This is a genomic window from Mangrovitalea sediminis, from assembly GCF_002514725.1.
Classification (GTDB): Bacteria; Pseudomonadota; Gammaproteobacteria; order Pseudomonadales; family Oleiphilaceae; genus Mangrovitalea; species Mangrovitalea sediminis.
In genome coordinates this window covers 377,746-397,652 of sequence record NZ_NTLB01000005.1, presented here as the reverse complement: position 1 = coordinate 397,652, position 19,907 = coordinate 377,746, and the positions used below count along the sequence as shown (strand labels likewise).

The window sequence follows — 19,907 nt, the reverse complement described above, 5'->3', positions numbered from 1 at the left end:
AACCCCGGAAACGGCGGCATCAATGATGGCTACCGGTGCCGATTTCCCCAACCTGATCCCGAAGTGTCGTCTTCAGGATTTTCCCCGTCGCGTTTTTCGGGAGTTCACTGTAGAACCGGTACTCCTTCGGAAGCTTGAAGCGAGCGAGTTGCGTGGCGCAAAACCGGCCCAGTTCTTCCGGGCTGCAATGTTTGCCCTCTTGGGTTGCGATACAGGCCACGACGCGTTCCCCCCAGTCTGCATCCGCTGCACCAATAACAGAAACTTCTTTAACATCGGGATGTTGGAGTAGAACTTCCTCAACTTCGCGTGGATACACGTTGGTGCCGCCGCTGATAATGACGTCCTTCGAACGGTCGGTAAGGTAAAGAAAATTGTCCTCATCCAGGTGACCGACATCCCCTGTGTGGAGCCAACCCTCCTTTATTGTTGCGGCGGAAGCCTCAGCGTTGTTCCAATAACCCAGCATAACGGCGTCACCGCGAACGAGGATTTCACCGGTTTCGCCTGCCGGCAGGACATTCCCTACCGGATCGACAATCTTGATTTCTATGCCCGATTGGGCCTGGCCAACCGAAGAAAGGCGGGTACGGTACCGAGGATGTCCCGTATCTTTGTGCTGAGCCTCGTCAAGCACGGTGATGGTCATCGGGCATTCACCCTGGCCGTAGATCTGAACCAGCTTGTGGCCAAAAACGTCGTGCGCACGCTCGAGATCACGGAGGTACATGGGACCACCTCCGTAGATAATTCTGTCCAGCCCGGAGAGCACTGATTTTGTGAGCAGGTCCGGCCGGTCGAGAATACGCTTGACCATGGTGGGTGCGGCAAAGAATGAAACCGACGGGTGCTCACTCAGAATCTGGCAAAGCTCTTCAACATCAAAACCGCCTGAGGCCGGAATAATCTGGCAGCCCCCGTTGGCCATAAAGGGGAGGGTGTAGTATCCACTGCCGTGAGACATGGGGGCGCCGTGATAAAGCGCCTGCCCCGGCTCAACCTTCTTAACCTTGTCCAGGAAGCCATTGAGCATGGCATAAAGGTTACGGTGGGACTGCATCGCGCCTTTGGGTTTACCGGTTGTGCCGCTGGTGTAGAACAGCCAGGCGAGGTCATTGGGATCACGTTCGACAAGACTGGCCTTACCATCGCCAAAACATGCCTGGTAAGCGCCTTCATCCACATTGATAAAAGTGCACGGAGTGTCTGACCCGGCCGTCACAATCGCATCTGCATTCTTGTTACTGATGAACGCAATGCTGGCTTCGCTGCTCCTCAGGATATGGCTGAATTCTCTGGCATGGAGCTTGGCGTTGACGGGCACGACGACCAGACCGGCATACCAGGTGGCGAACATGATTTCCGGGTATTCCATCCGGTTTTCCATGAAGAGCACCACACGATCTCCGGGACGCAGCTGGATCCCTTTCTCGAACCAGTAGGCGAGGCGGCGTACCCGGTCATGAAACTGGCCGAAGGTAAGGCGTTGCCCCGATGATGACTGCAGGGCTGTCAGGTTCGTCCAGCGAAGGGCGGCCTGAGGGAGGAGGGTGGCTATATTCATAGCGATGTCGACCGGTCTGATAATTATTGTTGTAAGTCCTGACGATCAACAAACGTGCCAAAATGATAACTGGCGGTTTTATAGGTATTATTTTGAATAATTCAAATAATGCGTCTAAATACATGGACACTAATGTCCAGATTTATAGACAATGAGTGTCGAATATTTTAGACAAAAGCCGGAGCAGGCGTGACCGATTTGAATTCTCCACCAAAGGGTGTCCGCGAGAGTGCGGTTAAGATGCTTGCGGAATCATTTGGCACATTCTACGAATATGCCATTGCTATCGATACCGCGCATAAAGTCACCTGGATTAGCGATGGATACCAACGTTTTCTCGGCCTGGATCGTTCACCCATAGGCGACCCCATTACCCGCCACATCCCAAACAGCTATATGCCCAGAGTCGTGGATACGGGGAAACCCGTTTTCCTCGACCTTCTTTACGTCCAGGAACAATGGGTCATTGTCAGCGCTTTACCCTTACAGAATGAGACAGGTTCTATTGTCGGCGCCTTTGGCTTTGTGGCGATGGCTGACAATAGCGGTCTTGGTAAACTTGCCAATAAATACAACAAGCTGCAGCAGGAACTTAAAAGCGTAAGTAGCCAGCTTGACCAGGAGCGTCGGAGTAAATACCGGTTGTCGCATATCGTCGGCCGGAGCAGGGAACTGCAGGCGATCAAGCAGCGCCTCAGACAAGTCGCCCGCTTCGATATTTCAGTCCTTCTCACGGGGGAGACAGGGACAGGCAAAGAACTCTTTGCCCACGCCATCCATCAGCTTTCGAACCGTTCCCACAAGCCATTTGTTTCACTGAACGTCTCAGCCATTCCGGACAACCTCGTTGAAGCGGAGTTTTTTGGCGTTGCTCCTGGGGCATTTACAGGCGCCAAAAAGGAAGGGAGAGAAGGCAAATTGGCTTTGGCACGGGGAGGCACGTTATTTTTGGACGAAATCGGGGATATGCCGGCTGAAGTCCAAAGTAAACTATTGCGTGTATTACAGGATCAGGAGTTTGAAGCCGTTGGGTCGGACAAAGTCCAAAAAGCAAACGTCAGGATCGTTGCGGCTACGAGTCGGGATCTCCAGAAAATGATACGTGAAGGCGAATTCCGATCCGACCTTTTTTACCGGCTCAATGGCATGCCGCTGCATTTGCCACCGTTACGAGAAAGACTTGAGGATATTGATCTGATTGCAGAAAGGATTCTGGATGACATTACGAGCGCTCTGCATCTCCAGTTGTACTTCCTGACGCCAGACGCCCTTGATGTACTGCGAAAACACAATTGGCCCGGCAATATCCGCGAGCTGCGTAACGTCCTGGAGAGAGCGGTCATTCTTTCTCAAAATAATCCTGAAATCGGTTCCGAACTGATCAGCGAGCTTCTGGCTCAGGAGCATGGCGTCATTCCCGGCAACGATGACGAGCGCACGCAGCCTGACGCCAAATATGCGTCGGAGTCACTCACCATAACGCCCCTCCAGGAACAGATGGCGTCGGCGGAAAGGGCCGCACTCAAACAGGCATTAGGCAAAACAAACGGAAACAGAAAAAAGGCCGCCGAGTTATTGGGGATCTCCCGTGCATCGCTTTACGAGAAGATGGGGCGTCTTAAGTTATGAGGTATGACACATCTGGAATTACGCATAATGTATATTATGTTAAGGAACATGCAGTGTACCAAAAGGTTCATGAGATTTTACTCAGTACCGCTCTAGCCCAATAACTGTGAGCTTCTCTGCAAATATCGGCCGATCAATCCAACCAGTAAATCCCGTCCCCGGCGCAACGATCCGGAATCGATCAAAGAACCATAATGAGTCGCATAGTCCCTACTCCTGCTCAACGTCCAGCAACTGATCCGGTAAAAAGGCTGTGCAGAAGTTACCCCAGTGTCGATCGGACACATAGAGGGGAACTGAAACCGAGTTGAGAATCTCGCCCGTGTCGCGGATGAAGGTTTGCAACAGGAATGGAGCGGTGTTTGACGCGCGTCGCTTTTCTGCGCGATTGGCATCGTAGATGCGCCGGTGTCGGCTGAGTTGGTTGTCGGTTTCGAAATCGCCGGTCAGCGGTCGTGAGATCTTGCTGTTGTGTGCAGGCAGATAGCCGTTGATATCGAATGCCGAAGCAATCATAAACTCAGGTCGATCCTGGATAAAACGGTCAAACAATGGCTGCAGTGCTCGTTCGTATGCATCCACATAGCGGGTGTCGTACTTTTCAGGCAACTGGTTCGGGTTGGTGCGTCGATAATTGTGGTCGAAGAGGTCGTGACCGGAATCAGCCAGCATCTGCAGTTGCTGTTGGACCTCAGTCGCCCAACTCCGCGCCGTGCCAATGATGTTTTCGAAACCGCCATACCCGATGCGGAAGTTGGAAAGGAGAACTTGTAGCTCCTCGCTTGCGCCCTCCAACGACTGGGAATGGCGTACAGATACCTCGATCTCATTCCGAATGTTGTCGGAAAGACGGTTGATCGATGAAATATTCTCGTGAGTGGCACCGTTGGTGTAGGACAGCTCCTCGACGGCCGCGCTGATTTCGCTGAGCTGGCCATTGAGTGCCGTAAAGTCTTTCAGCAGCTCGGAAAACTTGCCGTGAGTGATACTGATGAAAGAATCCGTATCGCGTACGTGATTCATAATGTGTTGCGAGCCTTCGCGGGTGCTTTCCACCAGCGTCGTCATCTCAGCGACACTGCTGTCGATTTGCTGCGTTGCGTTACTCACTTTGAGAGACAGGTTGCGAACCTCATCTGCGACAACCGCGAACCCTCGGCCGGCCTCACCGGCACGAGCGGCTTCTATGCTGGCATTGAGTGCCAATAGATTCGTCTGTTCGGAGAATCCCCTGACCATGGCCAGCACCGAGACGACGTTTTCCGAATTCGTCGACAGTCGATCCACCACCTCCTGAAACCGGGATACCTCCTCTCCTATCGCCTTCACCTGCTCCTGGATACGAGACAATTCCTCGCTCGAGGTATTGATTTCCTGCAGGTTGTGCTCGTTCCGTTGGGCAATGTGCTGTGTGTGACCGGCAATTTCATTGATGGCTTGGGTGGCTTCCTGGCTGGCCTGGAATACTTGGCTGGCCTCCTTCGATTGGCTATCGGTGGCCTGGCGAACTCGATTGATGATGCTCTGCAGCTGTGCGGCTCCCAGTGAAACATTGACACTGCGTTGCCGCGATTGGGCGATCATCTGTTTCAGGGCGTGGGAAAAATCATTATAGGCAGCGCCGAGTCGGCCAATTTCGTCACCGTCTCCCGCCGGTAGGCTTACGGAGATATCGCCGTGCCGATTCTTGATATCTTCGAATGTCTCCTTGATCCTGAGGATGGGTTTCAGGAGGCCGGCAGCCAGCAGACGATAACTAAAGAAGAGGGATACAGGGATCGCTATCGCAGAGACAAAACTCCAAAAGTGAAGGCTCGAGCTAGACCCCAGATCTGATGAAACTAAAACGATTTCCAGTATCAGCGCCGGAATCGTGGGTAGCAGGATGGCTAGCCAGACCCTGGCTGCAGCTGTAGTACCGCCGGAGCGCGCACGCTCATCGTTTGCCGACATCGAAACAACCATATTCTTCAGTGAAGGTTTTACGGGGAGACGACGCTGGAATGAATGCGCCATCATCCGGAGATGGCAAAGATCGAGCGCAACTTCTCATAACCCGCCTCGTTTTAAGGTAAGTCACTGCACCTTTTTCAGCCCATGATCCGCGATACCGGGTCAAGGCGAGAACGCCCTTATTGGATACTTAAAATTCAATTTGTGTCAATTGTGATGTTTCTCTAATATCGTTATTTAGCGTTAAAAATTAAATAAGATGTTTATAAACAATATGATAACAATGTTTTTCGTTTTACTATTTGACACACAAAGTATGTGAAAGCATTAATTATTGTGTCTTTATTGGATGATTTTTCTGTTTGCAAGATGACTAATGGCAAAGCATCTGCACAGAATCAGGCGGGGCGACTCTTGAATCTGGGAGCTTTTGGCACAGGAAGAAATTGAGCGCACACATCGAGGGCGAGTCGTACGACAACGTTATCTCGGATGAGTTGGATGGATTGGGATTAGCCTGATGCCGGAAGCCGGCGAGAATGAGATATACGGACGTCGGAGACGGGTGTCCGCCCTTCCCTGGTTGCTATGATTTACCCAATGGCTATCAGTCTTCGGGGCCTTATCGCTCGTCATTGACGTTTTGTGTCGCAAGGTAGGGCTCCGGCGCTACGTCAGTCCTGGCTTTTGCCATCGAGCAATTTCAGGATTTGAGCGGTTTCAGCCAACGAAAAATCATGCTGTTCCATAAGACCGAGAATCGCATCCCGAAATTGCGTTTCCCGCTTTACCGTAACATTCTCATCTAACGCTTGTAGCTCGCTAGCCAGTTGATCCAGAAGGCGCTTCTTGTCGACATGGGTCGACACCTTCGGCGTATATTTTTCTTTTGGCACTATGATTCCTGAAAAGTGAGGTAAGAAACTTTAGGGGATAGATTAACATGGCTGCCTGCAAATCCACGCAAGACAACACGGGGCTGTTACAGGCGCAGGCAAGGCGAATACGATGTGCACTTATACGTTCGCCCAACCCATTTGCCAACTCTTCCTTCACGATGGCGTCGCGCTTGCAGCAATGACGGCGGATGCACTCCCGTTCTTTGAGGCAAACTCGCGCAGCCCCTTCAGCATATCGGCAGCTCCCAGTTCAATAGCCTTCTCCGTGGCATCCACGCTGGCCAAAAAGGCATCTTCACGCCAACGCAGCCCGATCGTCCGCTGCAGGGAGAACCCGTCCACTTTCACCGGCAAAAGCCCGTCCGGCACCAGGCTAAAAGGACTTAGGGTAATGCCGACGCCCTTCGCTACAAAGGAAAAGGCGACATCCTCCCGCTCAATCCGCATCATGATCTGAGGAGATACGCCGGCGCTGCGCAAATGGACCCTGATGGCCCCAGTCATTTCACAGCGGGCACGAAAAACAAAGGGATATTTTCCGATGCTATCCAGTCCGACGGAGTTACCTGGAGACGATGCCAAAATATGCTCCGGAGCCAACGCGAGCACAAATGGTTCCTGCCACAACACGCGTACCTGCTGCTCCCCTTCCTCAACGAGCGTCCAGGCGATATCGAGCCGCCCCTGGGATAGCCAGTCAGACAGGCGGGACGGAGGGCCTTCCCACAGTTCCACACGGCAATCCGGATTATTTTCGATGAGAGCAAATAACGACGCCTGAACCACCTCCGATGACATCGTCTCAAGCACCCCGACGCGTAATCGACGCCGTGGCGTTGGCATATCCCGTAATTCCGATTTCGCCTGATCATAATCACGCAGGATTTTGACGACATGCTGGTAAAAGCGCTGACCTTCGTCGGTTAAACGCAAGCCTCCCCTACCGCTTCGGCGATCAAACAACTCTACGCCGAGCTCTTGCTCAAGGACCTTCAGCGCCGCCGACATGGCAGGCTGCGATATGTTCAGGCGTTCCGCAGCCTTACTGACGCCACCGTAATCGACGATGGCCGCAAAGAACCTCAATGGTCTCATATTCATAAGCATTGCCTATGCAAGAATATTCAAAAAATCCATTATTATTATCAATTCTACACCGATAGAGTGATTCCCAGAACGCCTTTAAGGAATTCCCTGAAAAAGCCAGGGTGCATCGACACGTCCTTTTATCGCGCATGATCGGGAGAAACTGCCATGGCTGAGTGCCGGCCAGTCACGGAAATCCACGCCCAAGCACAGCACCAGGCCGCCCCCGGAAACGACTGCTTTCGCGTGGCTAGCGGGACGAAAGGTATTGAACGACTGGAGGCATCTCTGCACGGACAGCCCTTTTCCCCCCATCGCCATGATACCTATGCCATTGGTATTACCGTCTCGGGTGTCCAGACATTCCGCTATCGAGGCGAGCGATGGCAATGCCTGCCCGGCCAGTGCCACATCCTGCACCCTGATGAACTGCATGACGGCGGCGCAGGGACAGAAGAGGGCTTCTGCTATCGAATGCTTTACATCGATCCAGCCCTTATTCAGGAAGCGCTGCAAGGCAGACCCCTGCCGTTCGTCAAACAGGCTATCGTTGACGCGGATCTTCTGAGAGCGAATACCTCTCCCGACTTATGGGACCTGGATACTGATCTCGACGATGTTGTGAGTACGGACCTCATCGTCGCCGCTTCAAACCTCCTCCTGCATGCGGCAGAGCAAAGACCAGAGCGCATTGGCTCCTTGAATCTTCCCGCACTGCTGCGCGTAAAGGCATTAATATCGGCAAATTGTGCAGAACAGCACTCCATGGATGAACTTGAGGTGATTGCCGGTATCGACCGTTGGACGCTGGCACGACAGTTTCGGGCGGCATTCGGCACCAGTCCGCGTCGCTATAGGACGCTACGGCAGCTGGACAGGGTCCGCCTTTTGCTGAAGCAGGGCCTAACCCTGGCCGATGCTGCCATGGATGCCGGTTTTTCCGATCAGAGCCACATGACGCGACAATTCAAACTTGCTTACGGACTGACGCCCAAGAAGTGGCTTACCGCCCTTAACGGATAGCGGTTTCCGGGTTTTGCGTATCTGGCCGCAGCACGATCTCCATATCAATCAAGATACCGTAGGTTCCGATCGCGACGAAACCCGCCTTCCTGGCGAGCGATCTCATCGCTGAGTTCTCCCAAAGGATCGTTCCCAGTACCTTATCCATCTTCCGGTGAAGGGCCCTGCGCTTGGCAACCTCAAGCAGCCAGGAGCCAATCCCGTTTCGCTTTAGGTCAGACCGAACGATAAGGCCAATCTCCATTTCCGTAGGACTGACCAAGGCGCAATTCACGACCCCGGCCAGGGAACCGTCCTGGGACATGCCCCAGATCATTTCCTGTTCCGGCGGGTGGCACTGGAATGCCGCCAATATCGCTTCCTCGGCCCCTAATCTGCGAGGGGTGCCGAATCGCAGGCGGATATCCTCCCGGCCCAGCAACGCGGCAAAACCCCGTAACGAACTTACTCGCCGGGAGTCAATGTAGTCGATAAGTTCAGCCGTCAAATCCCGATCGAATGCCATGAGCGCCCTCTCCGCCTGATCTGACAGTCAGCCTTGCCACTCTCGCCGATCAGCCTTACGGCGCCTGATCCTGTTCGAGCGAACGGGTTCTCGCTTCGATCGCCAGCGATACCGCGACCATATCGAGATCGCCATGCCCTTGCGCAGCACTTTCACCGAAGAGCGCGTAACAGACATCCAGAAGGGGGGATGCAACCTTGGCCGACCTTGCGGCTTCCGAAATCAGGCGATTGTTCTTCAACACATCAAGAATGGAGGCCTGGACATCGAAATCACGCGCAGCCAACTTGTGGGATTTCATCCGGGAGACATCGCTAGCCATCGGTCCGGCGTCCAGCACCGCCAGTAACTTATCGATATCCAGTGCGTGATGGTTGGCAAAATGCAGCGACTCGACAAGCCCTGTCACCATCGTGATGAGAAAGAGATTCACGGAAAGCTTCATCAACAGTGCTGACGGCACCGGCCCGCAAAGCACGGTTTCATGGCACATCGGCGCGAGTAGCGGCTTGATTTCGCAGAGGACATCCGGCTCACCGGCGAGCATTGCCACCAACTGGCCGGCTTCGGCGGGTTTTCGAGAGCCTGATACGGGCGCTTCCACATAGTGTCCACCGGCCGACGTTATGGCTTTACCCAATGCTTTGGAGTACTCGGGCGAAGTGGTACCCATATGTACGACGATGTGGTTCGCCACATAGTCGCTGAAAACCGGTGTTTGCCGGGCAAGGACGTCATCGATAGCAGACTCGGTAGCCAACATCAGTATGACGATCCTGGCACAGGCAAAAACCTCTGCCGGACTCTCCACCACGGAAGCGCCCAGTGTTCGAAGCTCGTCTCCGGCTCCAGGGCTACGGTTCCAGACCACAATAGGCGTGCCGGCCTTCGCCAGGTTTGTTGCCATGGGTTTTCCCATGACCCCCAGACCAATAAAACCAATCGTCATAGTCGCCTCCACAAACCTTTGTCCAGGGCTCGCCCCGCCTGTCGCGCATCTGATGCGGGCGCCGAGGTAGATTCACTGTCTAATTTATTGAGGGAATGGCAAAGCGTCTTGAAGGATTGTGATGTGTTCTGGAGTAAGCGGGTCCGGGCAATGCGATGCAGGGACGCTGAATAAAAAATACTCACTAGGAGTTCCGGAACTCGCTGATTTTAGGGATGTTCTGGAACCATACAACGTTGACACATATCAAGGGTTATTGCCTTCGCCTATGAAACAATGGGCAGATCTTTTGGTTGGACTGACTCGACATGCCCAAAATGGCGCGCTTCCTGATTCTTCTCCTGCTGGTTGGCGGTATTGGCGGGGGTATCTGGTTTTATAAGCACCGCGAATCCCCGTCGGACCCGACACAATTGACGCTATACGGCAACGTCGATATACGGGAAGTCCAACCCGCATTCAACGCCAGCGGCCGCATTACCTCCCTGGCGGTTCAGGAAGGTGCTCGGGTAAAACAGGGCGAGCTGCTGGCGACACTGGATAGCAGTCGATACACCGCAGCGTTGAATCAGGCCACCGCTGCCCTGGCGGCAGCGAAAGTGACCTATCAGAACAACGCTGTGATCTACCGGCGCTATACGCAGCTGGCGACCACCAACGCAACCGCGATTCAGCAACGGGACGATGCAAGGGCGGCCTATCAGGCGGCGTATGCAACCTACCAGGCGCAGCAAGCCGCTGTTGCTCTGGCGCAGCGACAACTGGACGATACCCGCCTCTATGCACCTGCCGACGGGATCGTTGAGAACCGCATACTCGAGCCTGGGGACATGGCGTCGCCCTCAACCCCGGTTTACACCATCGCCCTGCTTTCGCCGACCTGGGTTCGGGCCTATGTTCCCGAAACCGCAATGGGTCGAATCAGAACCGGCATGCGTGCCGCGGTAAGCACGGACAGTTTTCCCAACCATCGCTATGAAGGCTGGATCGGCTACATTTCGCCGACAGCGGAATTCACGCCCAAAACGGTTCAGACACCCGCATTGCGGACGGCCCTGGTCTTCGAAGTTCGCGTGTATGTCTGTGATACCCGTGATGAATTGCGTCTGGGGATGCCAGCCACAGTTCATATCGATACGCAGCCTTCGACACCGGCACAACCTCCGAAATGCGGGCCCGTCGATGCCAAACGAGCGCCCTGAAAAACCACCCGCGCTAAAACTGGAGGCGGTTCAACGTCATTTCCGCACCAACAAACGCCTGGTAACGGCACTTGACGGCATTTCCGCAGAGGTCGAAGAAGGGACCGTTACCGGTTTGATCGGTCCTGATGGCGCAGGCAAAACCACGTTGATGCGGCTCATTGCGGGGCTTTTGCGGCTCGATGGCGGCAGCATCCAGGCATTGGGTCTCGATGTCTCTGCCGACCCTCTTGGCGTGCAAGGCAAGCTCGGTTACATGCCGCAGCGCTTTGGTCTCTATGAAGACCTGAGCGTGCGGGAGAATCTCGACCTTTATGCCGACCTGCAGGGCGTTGCACCAGCCATAAGACCGGCGCGTTATGCCGAGCTACTGCACATGACCGGACTGGGTCCCTTTACCCAGCGCATGGCCGGCCGCCTTTCCGGAGGCATGAAACAGAAGCTTGGACTGGCCTGTACCCTGCTTCATCCGCCTGAACTCCTTTTGCTCGATGAACCGACCGTCGGCGTCGACCCCGTATCCCGGCGAGAACTCTGGCAGATCATCGAACACCTGATGCAGACGACGTCGCTCACCGTCCTGTTCAGCACGGCCTACTTGGATGAGGCAGAGCGTTGCGACGCGGTGCTTCTTCTGCATGAAGGTCGTTTATTGGGCAGCGGAAAGCCCGGCGAGTTCACGAAAGAGATCGAAGGCCGCAGTTATCTTGCCTCCAGTCAACTAAGCCGTCGCCGCCTGCAGGCGCGGTTGAGCAGTACCCCTGGCGTTATAGATGCCATCATTCAGGGCAGCCATGTGCGGGTTATCACGGCATCGACCACAACATCCGACCCGGCAGGCTGGATAGAGGAAGCGCCGGACCTTCGTCTGACGCCGACACCCCCTCGCTTCGAGGATAGCTTTGTTGCGCGTTTGCACGAACAGGCGCAGGAAACCGGCAGTTCCGTCACGGCCATGCCACCCCCGTTAAAATCAGCAAATGACGGAGATGATAATGTCATATCCGTCAGTCGCCTTAGTCGCCGGTTCGGTGATTTTGTAGCGGTAAACGACATCAGCTTTTCAGTAAACCGAGGCCAGATATTCGGGCTCCTGGGCGCCAATGGCGCCGGGAAATCCACCACGTTCCGAATGCTGTGCGGATTGCTGCCGCCCTCATCCGGCTCACTGCAGGTGGCTGGTTACGACCTACGAAAAGCCGCCGCAGCGGCGCGGGGAAGAATTGGCTATATGGCGCAAAAATTTTCACTGTACGGCGATCTCTCAGTACACCGAAACCTGCGCTTTTTCAGCAGTGCCTACCGGCTCAAGGGCGCCCGGCAGCAGGATCGTATCGACTGGGCCATTCAGGAATTCGACCTAAAGCCCATCCTTAACGACACCTCGAAGGACCTGCCGTTGGGATTCAAACAACGGCTCGCCCTTGCCTGCGCCTTGATGCATGAGCCGGACATTCTTTTCCTCGACGAACCCACCTCGGGTGTCGACCCCCTTGCAAGGAGGGAGTTCTGGCGCCGAATCAACGGGTTAGCCGAGTCTGGCGTAACCGTTCTCGTCACGACGCACTTCATGGAAGAGGCCGAGTACTGCGATCAGTTGGTGATCATGGCGCAGGGCCGCATCCTTGCCACCGGAGCCCCGGAGAACATCAAGCGTATCGCCCGTACGCCGGAAACGCCGGATCCTACGATGGAGGATGCCTTCATTGCGGTCATCGAAACCCCTGCAGAGGCCGACGTCACATGAAAGGCGCCGCTCTTCGTCGTTTCACCGGCCTATTACGCAAGGAATTCCTGCAAATCCTGCGGGACCCCTCAGCGCTCGCCATCGCCTTTGTATTACCGGCGGTCCTGTTGCTGATCATCGGGCAAGGGGTTTCCCTGGACGCCCGCGGAGTACCGGTTGCGCTGGTCGTGCAGCATCCGGATGCATTGACGGCCAGCTTTACCGGACATTTCGAGCAATCGCCCTACTTCCGCCCTTTGCGTTATCGGGATATCCAGTCGGCAGAGGCCGCGATGGCAGCAGGCAAAGTGCAAGCAATCGTCTGGTTACCCAGCGACTTCAGTCGCAGAGCCAGAGCAAACGGTAATTCACCGATCGGTGTGATCGTCAATGGGGTCGATGCCAACGATGCACGATTGATCGAAGGCTATGTTCAACAGGTTTGGAGCACCTGGCTTGCCGCTCAGGCCCGCCTCCAGGGCAAGCGCTCTCCGCTACCGCTAGATGTGGCCGCCAGGGTTCGCTTCAATCCGGGCGTCAGCAGCCGCGATTATCTCGTCCCGGGCCTCATTGCGCTGATTATGACGCTAACCGGCGCGCTGTTGACAGCCTTGGTCATGGCTCGCGAATGGGAACGCGGTACGCTGGAGGCCCTCATGGTAACCCGCGTAAAGATGCGGGAAATACTCCTCGCCAAACTGGTTCCCTACTTTCTGTTGGGCATGGGCGGCATGGCCGCCTCAGTGGCGATTGCGGTGTTCCTGTTCGGCATTCCAATGAGAGGTTCGCTGCTCGTATTGACGGGGACTTCGGCCCTGTTCATGCTCGCAGCCCTGGGGATGGGTTTACTGATTTCGAGCTTTGCCCGCAATCAGTTTGTTGCCGGTCAGATTGCCATCATCACCACCTTCCTGCCGGCGTTTATCCTGTCGGGGTTTGTGTTCGACATCGACAGCATGCCGCAAGTGGTTCAGTTCATTACCCACATCGTCGCCGCCCGTTATTTCGTGGCCATACTGCAGACGCTTTTCCTGGCCGGGGATGTCTGGTCGGTGATTCTGCCTAACGCCCTGGCACTGGCCATAATGGCGGTGATCTTTCTTGCCGCCGCACGCGCCATTACCCACAAGAGATTGGACTGAAACCCATGTGGCGACAGGTGCTTGCACTGCTTATCAAGGAATTGCTCACGGTACTCAGTGACCGTAAGAGCCGTGTTGTGCTGATCGGCCCGCCGTTAATCCAACTGATGGTGTTTGGTTACGCGGCGACCTTCGATCTCAACAAAGTGCCCATCGCCATCTATAACCAGGACCGAAGTGCCGCTTCGCGGGACCTGGTGGCTCACTTTACCGGCTCCCCTACCTTTAATGTCGTGGCTAATCTGAAGAGCGAGAAACCTATCGACGATCTCATCGATTCCCGCGAGGTTCGAATGGTATTGGTCATCGACCCGCGATTTACACGCAACCTGCTGAGCGGCCACCCTGCGCCGGTACAGATGATCGTGGACGGTCGTAACTCCAACACTGCGTTGCTGATACAGGGCTATGCCAACAACATACTGAACGACTACGCTCTTGCCTGGAACGCCCGAAAAGGCGCCCCACCGCCCCCGGCGGTGCTGGATATGCGCGCCCGCTTCAACCCAACTCTTGATTCACATTGGTTTATCGTGCCCGGCATCATCGCCTTGCTGACGCAGTTGGTGACGTTGTTGATTGTTGGGATGTCGGTCGCCAGGGAACGGGAGACGGGGACTTTTGACCAGTTGCTGGTAACGCCGCTCCGACAGTTCGACATTCTACTCGGGAAAGGCCTCCCCAGCCTGCTGATCGGTGGCATAGAGGCTACGGTGATTATTGCGGCGACGGTCTGGTGGTTCGATATCCCCTTGAGGGGGGAACTCTTGGCGCTCTATTTCGGGCTACTGCTGTTTGTCGTGTCGGTTACCGGTATCGGCCTGATGATTTCGTCGCTGGCCGTCACCCAGCAGCAGGCACTCTTGGGGGCGTTCCTATTCATGGTGCCATCGGTCATTCTATCGGGCTTTGCCACCCCCATCGCCAATATGTCGGAATGGGTGCAGTACCTGACCTTTATCAATCCAATGCGCTACTTCCTGATTATCGTGCGAAAGGTGTTTCTGGAAGGCGCGGATTTCTCCGCCTTGACCGCGCAATACTGGCCAATGGCCGTGATCGGCCTGGTCACACTGATCACGGCCGCGTGGCTGTTCCGCAAACGGCTGTCCTGATACAGCTTTCCCCTTGCGGCTCACTTACTCAGGCTTAGTCGGCCGCAATTTTTCGAAGGCTTCCATCAGGTTTATCGGCAAGGGGAAAAAGACGGTGGACGAGCTGTTGTTGCTCATATCCGCCATTGTCTGCAGATAGCGTAATTGCAGGGCTGCCGGATTGCGCGACATGATTTCCGCCGCTTCGAACAGTTTGTGTGACGCCTGCAGTTCGCCATCGGCATGGATCACCTTGGCACGACGCTCACGTTCCGCCTCAGCCTGACGTGCAATAGCCCTGATCATGCTTTCGTTGAGGTCGACGTGCTTGATCTCCACATTGGCGACCTTGATGCCCCAAGCCTCGGTCTGGGCATCGAGGATCTCCTGAATATCCCGATTCAACTTATCCCTTTCGGAGAGCATCTCATCCAAGTCGTGCTTGCCAAGCACGGAACGCAACGTCGTCTGAGCCAATTGGCTGGTGGCGTTGCCAAAATTCTCGACCTGGATGATCGCCTTTTCGGGATCGACGACCCGATAGTAGAGAACCGCATTGACGCGGACGGTAACGTTATCTTTGGAGATAACATCCTGCGCCGGCACGTCATGGGTAATAACCCGCAGATCCACCCTGACGACCTGCTGTATACCGGGCACGATCAGTACCAATCCCGGCCCTTTGACAGCCTGGAAGCGTCCAAGGAAAAACACGACTCCCCGCTGGTATTCGGGAACAATTCGAATGGCGGAACCGATAATCAGCCCCACCATTACAAGAGGTACAAGATAGGCAATCAATTCACTCACGGTCGATCTCCCTTCTGGGTTAAGGATCAGTTTCCCTGACCGTCGGCCATATTTTCACCCGGCCCGTCGGTCCCTTGATGGATTACCGAGACGAAGACATGAAGTCCCTCGATACCGGTTACTTCAAGAACATCGCCCGCTTTGGCAGCGCGCTCACCCAACGCCAGCCAATTTTCGCCACGCACACGGACGCGCCCTCGCCAGCGGCCGGTTTCTGCATCCTGAACGAAATCGTCGAGAACAAGGGCTGACAAGCCGATCATCTGCGGTTCGCCGGTGGTGGGCGGTCGTCGGCGAAAACCAAGAAGCCGTGTCACCATCCAAAGAAGGAATCCTGCCGCGATCAACGCCGTGCCACCGATGAGCGGTATGGAAACTTGCGGGTGCAGCCCATCCATCAACAGGATAGAGCCCGTCACAAAGGCCACAATGCCGCCAATGCCAAGCACGCCAAAACTGGGCACAAACGCCTCCGCAACAATAAACCCCAATCCCAGGACAAGCAGTGCCAGACCGGAATAATTCACGGGCAGCATCTGGAACGCGAACAACGCCAGTAGCAGGCAGATACCACCCACCACGCCGGGTACCGTTCCTCCAGGATTGAACAGCTCGATAGCCAGCCCCAAAAAACCGGCCAGCAAGAGCAAATACGCGATATTGGGATTGGCAATGACGGATAGCAGATTGGTACGCCAGTCCGGATCGAAACGCACCACCGTGAGATTCAAGGTGCGCAAGACCTGTATCTGCTGAGCCATCATGACTTGACGCCCATCGATCTGGCGAAAAACATCGTCCAGGGTTGGTGCCACTACATCGATCACGTGGCGTTTTAGCGCTGCCTGGGCATCCAGGTTTGCGGCGTGGCGCACCGCCTCTTCGGCCCAATCGGCATTTCTCCCACGGCGCTCTGCAAGGCTGCGAATATAGGCGACAGCGTCTTCCGTAATTTTGCGATCCATGGCGTTCTTCGCCGACTTACCCTCATTATCCTGTCCCTTGTCGTCCGAGAGGCCGGGGATTCCGCCAAGCTGAACCGGTGTTGCGGAGCCGAGATGAGTGGCAGGTGCCATGGCAGCGATATGACTGGCATAAAGCAGGTAGGTGCCGGCGCTCGCCGCGCGCGCGCCAGACGGCGACACATAAGTCACCACAGGGACCGGCGATGCCAGGATCGCCTTAACGATATCGTGCAGGCTATTCATCAGCCCACCCGGGGTATCCAGTTCGATAACCAGCAACGCATCGCCATCGTGGGCGGCTTTCGACAGTCCTCGTTTCAGGTAATCCGTCGTTGCAGGCCCTATGGGTCCGTCGATGGTCAGCAATAAGGCCGTGCGCGAGTTTTGTTCCCGCGCCATCGACCCTGGACTGCCAACCGATAGCACGACAATTCCGGCAAGCAGCCACGCGCCCCAGCGCCTTAACATGGCATAACCGCGTGTACGAATCATGTGCCACTCCCGCTCCTGAATAACCGTCTCGGCCCTGAAACAACGACCAAGGTTCCTTTTATTCATACGAATTTCAACAATACGCCGGATTAGGCAGGCGGGCGAGATGAACCGTGGGTCTTTTGCGTTTTCCTTGATCCCGGTGGGATAAATGCGGCGAGCATTTGGGCCGCGACACTCTTAACGAGTGTCGCGTCGAGACTAGATCGTCGTAATACGCTGATGGTCCACATCCCAGATATTGTTCTTGAGCGCTGCTGGAATATGGCGAAGTTTAATCCGGGTAACGTCGGCAAAAAGGTACTCATACTCCTGATGACAGGCGGCCAGTCGATAGTTGGGAATACGAGCAGAAAGATGATGTATGTGGTGGTAGGCGATATTGGCCGTAAACCAGTTCAACCACGTCGGCAGTAAGAGAAAACTCGTGCCCTCAACCGCCGCACGGTGATAACACCAGTTCTTATCATCCGCAGCCCAGGAACCCTCGAAATTGTGCTGTACGGCAAAGAGGATGATGCCTCCGGCACCGGCTATGGACAGGGTGAGCAGGTAGATCGTAAAGAACAAGGCTGGGCCAACCGCTATCGACATCAAAGCCCACAGCGAGAGCAGGACAATATTATTGCCCGTCATGTGCCAGTATTCCTTTTCATTTTTCCAATAGCGGCATTTGAAATCACGGATGATCGAAGCAACCGGAAGACCGGGGGTCGCCATTTTCTGTTTCAGCACACTAGACCACAGCAGGATCGAGCCTTTGATCCAGGTGTATCGGGGATTGAAAATGAGGTAAAGGAAGCCGCCAACAGGTGCAAAAAAAATGTTGCGGGTCATGTGGTATAGACGCTGTTTCCGCGGGGAAAGCGCCGTGTACTCTTCCCGCGTAAGCGTGCCCAAGGGCCCCCGATAACGTTCCCAATTGCCATTATTCGCATGGTGGAAGTCGTGATTTTTCGACCAGACATACTGCGGCATGCCGCAGAGTACCCCCAACAGGAACCCGGCGATTTTGTTGTAGCGGCAAGTGGCAAACAGCGCGTTATGCCCACACTCGTGCATCAACACAAAGATACGCAACAGAAACAGGGTGATAAAAACACCGCAGAGCAACGTCAGCAGCCCGGAAACCGGCCAGCTAACGATCGCCAGATACCAGAAAATGCCATAAGGAATTAATGTGAGAGCCAGTTGGCTGAAAGCAGTAATGTCGCTCTTTTGAGAGAAACGGTCGATGATTTGTCGTTTATTATTTTCGAGTGTATGACGATCACTCATGCATTTTTAACCTCAGCGTGAATAAATAACTATCGACTATTGCACGCCAACCTTAAAAATGGCTTCTATCTCCCTCGCGCGCGCTCCTTCTTGAGCCTTGATTCCAAACAGGCACCTGATAGACGACTACGATCCATAGTCCCATAATTGGGTGACAATTGCGCTACCAACCGAACAATGCGTACCATTATTTACCCTGTTTATGACGCGTCGCTCTATCAAATCTTCAACCGTGACCGAAAACCCCCACCAGACCGCCGTACACACCCAGGCCCGCCGTGACAGCAATGACTGCCGCGACAACAACGGCATAGCCGCCTTTCAGGCGGTGAGATTCGGGCAATGCCTTCCGCCCCAACATAAACAGAAACATCAGGACAAGCGGCAGCAACAAGGCATTCATCACTTCAACCGCTAAGCTCAATGCGACGAGATCCTGTGCTTCGCCGACCACCAGCGCCCCCGCGATGACAACAAATGAGAAAACCGCGTAGAACCAAGGGGCCTTGGTCGGGGTGTCCTGCAGGGAACGGCGGTAGCCCACAACCTCCCCCAAGCCCCACGCCGCAGCCAGGGATACCACGATGGCAGCGACCATGGCCGCGCCCAGTATGCCGACGGAAAAGAACAGGCGGCCGATATCGGCCCCCAGATAAGGTGTCAATGCTTCACTGATTTGCTCGACGGTATTCAGGGGGGCTCCGTCGGAATGGGCACCCAGGGTTGCAGCCGCGGCAATCAACACGGCCGCCATGACCAACTGCGTAACGACGGCGCCAATCGCCGTATCCCAACGGGCATAGCGCAGTGCTTCCGGACGCAATCCTTTATCCGCGATGGCTGACTGCTGGTAAAACACCATCCAGGGCATGATCACCGCACCGATATTGGCCGCAACCAGATAAAGATAAGCGGAGTTGTTCAACGGCATGTGCGCCAGCCCACTTACAATATCCGCAGGGTTGGGATGTGCCTTGGCGGCAACCCAAAAGAACGCTAATTCGAAGCCCCCCATCAACATGGCGACACGCTCTACGCGGCGGTAGCTGCCAGTCCAGACAACGAGAATCAGGAATCCGGCGGCCAGACTCAGGCTTACAATACCTGGCACACCATAGAGCCGACCAACGCTGACAATGCCGGAAAACTCTGTCAACAAGGCACCAATGCATGCAACAACCAACGTCGAGACTGACAACCAGGCCCACCCCTGACCGAACGTCTCGCGAATCAGCTCACCGTGGCCACGTCCCGTAATTAAACCGAGGCGAACAGTAAGCTCCTGGACCACAAACAGGATCGGAACCAGGATGATCTGCAGCAATAGCAGGTGGTATCCCCATTGGGCACCACTTTGCGCCGCCGTGATGATGCTACCTACATCGGTATCGGCCAGCATGACGACCAGACCGGGCCCAAACACGGACAGCGCAAGGCGCCAACGTGCCAGAGGCCTGTTGGTAAGGTGCTTATCCGACAAAGAGGGGTCCACCATGTGCGTCATACTGCTTCTCCGGCGCGCAAATGAAACTCATTATCAATATAAGTCGCAAAAACTCAATACCCACCGCTTGAGCTGGATCAGCTCTA

16 protein-coding genes are annotated in these 19,907 nt (G+C 55.1%); 6 read left to right on the top strand and 10 right to left on the bottom strand.

Features of this window, described 5'->3' with window-relative positions; all coding sequences use genetic code 11:
• Positions 1-19 precede the first annotated feature (19 nt).
• The gene (locus CLR77_RS14355; RefSeq protein WP_097461347.1) at positions 20-1,564 is read right to left on the bottom strand and encodes a class I adenylate-forming enzyme family protein; all 1,545 of its coding nucleotides are present in this window, start codon (positions 1,562-1,564) and stop codon (positions 20-22) included.
• A gap of 189 nt (positions 1,565-1,753) precedes the next feature.
• Between CLR77_RS14355 and CLR77_RS14350 the strand changes: the two genes are divergently transcribed.
• A complete protein-coding gene (locus tag CLR77_RS14350) occupies positions 1,754-3,193 on the top strand; it encodes a sigma-54 interaction domain-containing protein (protein WP_198962772.1) in 1,440 nt (479 codons plus the stop codon).
• Between the two features lie 210 nt (positions 3,194-3,403).
• Here CLR77_RS14350 and CLR77_RS14345 read toward each other — a convergent pair whose 3' ends face one another.
• The 3 genes from CLR77_RS14345 to CLR77_RS14335 form a co-directional block, all read right to left on the bottom strand.
• Positions 3,404-5,146 (bottom strand): methyl-accepting chemotaxis protein, encoded by a 1,743-nt coding sequence (locus CLR77_RS14345; protein ID WP_158227208.1) that lies wholly within the window; start codon positions 5,144-5,146, stop codon positions 3,404-3,406.
• 674 nt (positions 5,147-5,820) lie between these two features.
• Complete coding sequence (locus CLR77_RS14340; RefSeq protein WP_097461345.1) at positions 5,821-6,042, bottom strand: hypothetical protein; 222 nt, start codon at positions 6,040-6,042, stop codon at positions 5,821-5,823.
• A 156-nt stretch (positions 6,043-6,198) separates the two neighbouring features.
• The gene (locus tag CLR77_RS14335; protein WP_227519943.1) at positions 6,199-7,140 is read right to left on the bottom strand and encodes a LysR family transcriptional regulator; all 942 of its coding nucleotides are present in this window, start codon (positions 7,138-7,140) and stop codon (positions 6,199-6,201) included.
• Between the two features lie 159 nt (positions 7,141-7,299).
• Between CLR77_RS14335 and CLR77_RS14330 the strand changes: the two genes are divergently transcribed.
• Entirely contained in the window at positions 7,300-8,154 is an 855-nt protein-coding gene (locus CLR77_RS14330) for an AraC family transcriptional regulator (RefSeq protein ID WP_097461343.1), read from the top strand.
• On the opposite strand, the gene CLR77_RS14325 is transcribed toward CLR77_RS14330, so the two are convergent.
• Both CLR77_RS14325 and CLR77_RS14320 read right to left on the bottom strand, forming a co-directional pair.
• Entirely contained in the window at positions 8,144-8,659 is a 516-nt protein-coding gene (locus CLR77_RS14325; protein ID WP_097461342.1) for a GNAT family N-acetyltransferase, read from the bottom strand. The two genes, CLR77_RS14330 and CLR77_RS14325, sit on opposite strands and share 11 nt — an antisense overlap.
• A gap of 55 nt (positions 8,660-8,714) precedes the next feature.
• Positions 8,715-9,608, bottom strand: coding sequence for an NAD(P)-dependent oxidoreductase (locus CLR77_RS14320; RefSeq protein ID WP_097461341.1), 894 nt, complete (start codon positions 9,606-9,608; stop codon positions 8,715-8,717).
• Between the two features lie 308 nt (positions 9,609-9,916).
• Between CLR77_RS14320 and CLR77_RS14315 the strand changes: the two genes are divergently transcribed.
• Genes CLR77_RS14315 through CLR77_RS14300 form a run of 4 tightly spaced genes read left to right on the top strand, consistent with a single transcriptional unit; the run spans position 9,917 to position 14,793 of the window.
• The gene (locus tag CLR77_RS14315) at positions 9,917-10,810 is read left to right on the top strand and encodes an efflux RND transporter periplasmic adaptor subunit (RefSeq protein ID WP_198962771.1); all 894 of its coding nucleotides are present in this window, start codon (positions 9,917-9,919) and stop codon (positions 10,808-10,810) included.
• On the top strand, positions 10,791-12,557 hold the full coding sequence (locus CLR77_RS14310; protein ID WP_097461340.1) for an ATP-binding cassette domain-containing protein: 1,767 nt from the start codon (positions 10,791-10,793) through the stop codon (positions 12,555-12,557). Before CLR77_RS14315 ends, CLR77_RS14310 begins: the two co-directional genes overlap by 20 nt.
• The gene (locus CLR77_RS14305; protein ID WP_097461339.1) at positions 12,554-13,678 is read left to right on the top strand and encodes an ABC transporter permease; all 1,125 of its coding nucleotides are present in this window, start codon (positions 12,554-12,556) and stop codon (positions 13,676-13,678) included. The genes CLR77_RS14310 and CLR77_RS14305 overlap by 4 nt, the downstream gene beginning before the upstream one ends.
• A 5-nt stretch (positions 13,679-13,683) precedes the next feature.
• Positions 13,684-14,793, top strand: a complete 1,110-nt coding sequence (locus CLR77_RS14300) for an ABC transporter permease (RefSeq protein WP_097461338.1) — start codon at positions 13,684-13,686, stop codon at positions 14,791-14,793.
• Between the two features lie 24 nt (positions 14,794-14,817).
• Here CLR77_RS14300 and CLR77_RS14295 read toward each other — a convergent pair whose 3' ends face one another.
• The 4 genes from CLR77_RS14295 to CLR77_RS14280 form a co-directional block, all read right to left on the bottom strand.
• Positions 14,818-15,546, bottom strand: coding sequence for a slipin family protein (locus tag CLR77_RS14295; protein ID WP_097461507.1), 729 nt, complete (start codon positions 15,544-15,546; stop codon positions 14,818-14,820).
• Positions 15,547-15,608: 62 nt separating this feature from the next.
• Complete coding sequence (locus tag CLR77_RS14290) at positions 15,609-17,039, bottom strand: NfeD family protein (protein ID WP_198962770.1); 1,431 nt, start codon at positions 17,037-17,039, stop codon at positions 15,609-15,611.
• Positions 17,040-17,240: 201 nt separating this feature from the next.
• The gene (locus tag CLR77_RS14285) at positions 17,241-18,317 is read right to left on the bottom strand and encodes a fatty acid desaturase (RefSeq protein ID WP_097461337.1); all 1,077 of its coding nucleotides are present in this window, start codon (positions 18,315-18,317) and stop codon (positions 17,241-17,243) included.
• Positions 18,318-18,543: 226 nt separating this feature from the next.
• A complete protein-coding gene (locus tag CLR77_RS14280) occupies positions 18,544-19,821 on the bottom strand; it encodes an NRAMP family divalent metal transporter (protein WP_097461336.1) in 1,278 nt (425 codons plus the stop codon).
• Positions 19,822-19,907 lie beyond the last annotated feature (86 nt).

Coding starts and splice junctions, on each gene's coding strand:
- CLR77_RS14305 (WP_097461339.1), top strand. CDS start 12,554: ATGAAAGGCGCCGCTCTTCGTCGTTTCACCGGCCTATTACGCAAGGAA.
- CLR77_RS14295 (WP_097461507.1), bottom strand. CDS start 15,546: ATGGTGGGGCTGATTATCGGTTCCGCCATTCGAATTGTTCCCGAATAC.
- CLR77_RS14325 (WP_097461342.1), bottom strand. CDS start 8,659: ATGGCATTCGATCGGGATTTGACGGCTGAACTTATCGACTACATTGAC.
- CLR77_RS14285 (WP_097461337.1), bottom strand. CDS start 18,317: ATGAGTGATCGTCATACACTCGAAAATAATAAACGACAAATCATCGAC.
- CLR77_RS14345 (WP_158227208.1), bottom strand. CDS start 5,146: ATGTCGGCAAACGATGAGCGTGCGCGCTCCGGCGGTACTACAGCTGCA.
- CLR77_RS14310 (WP_097461340.1), top strand. CDS start 10,791: ATGCCAAACGAGCGCCCTGAAAAACCACCCGCGCTAAAACTGGAGGCG.
- CLR77_RS14290 (WP_198962770.1), bottom strand. CDS start 17,039: ATGATTCGTACACGCGGTTATGCCATGTTAAGGCGCTGGGGCGCGTGG.
- CLR77_RS14320 (WP_097461341.1), bottom strand. CDS start 9,608: ATGACGATTGGTTTTATTGGTCTGGGGGTCATGGGAAAACCCATGGCA.
- CLR77_RS14280 (WP_097461336.1), bottom strand. CDS start 19,821: ATGACGCACATGGTGGACCCCTCTTTGTCGGATAAGCACCTTACCAAC.
- CLR77_RS14335 (WP_227519943.1), bottom strand. CDS start 7,140: ATGAGACCATTGAGGTTCTTTGCGGCCATCGTCGATTACGGTGGCGTC.
- CLR77_RS14300 (WP_097461338.1), top strand. CDS start 13,684: ATGTGGCGACAGGTGCTTGCACTGCTTATCAAGGAATTGCTCACGGTA.
- CLR77_RS14355 (WP_097461347.1), bottom strand. CDS start 1,564: ATGAATATAGCCACCCTCCTCCCTCAGGCCGCCCTTCGCTGGACGAAC.
- CLR77_RS14315 (WP_198962771.1), top strand. CDS start 9,917: ATGCCCAAAATGGCGCGCTTCCTGATTCTTCTCCTGCTGGTTGGCGGT.
- CLR77_RS14330 (WP_097461343.1), top strand. CDS start 7,300: ATGGCTGAGTGCCGGCCAGTCACGGAAATCCACGCCCAAGCACAGCAC.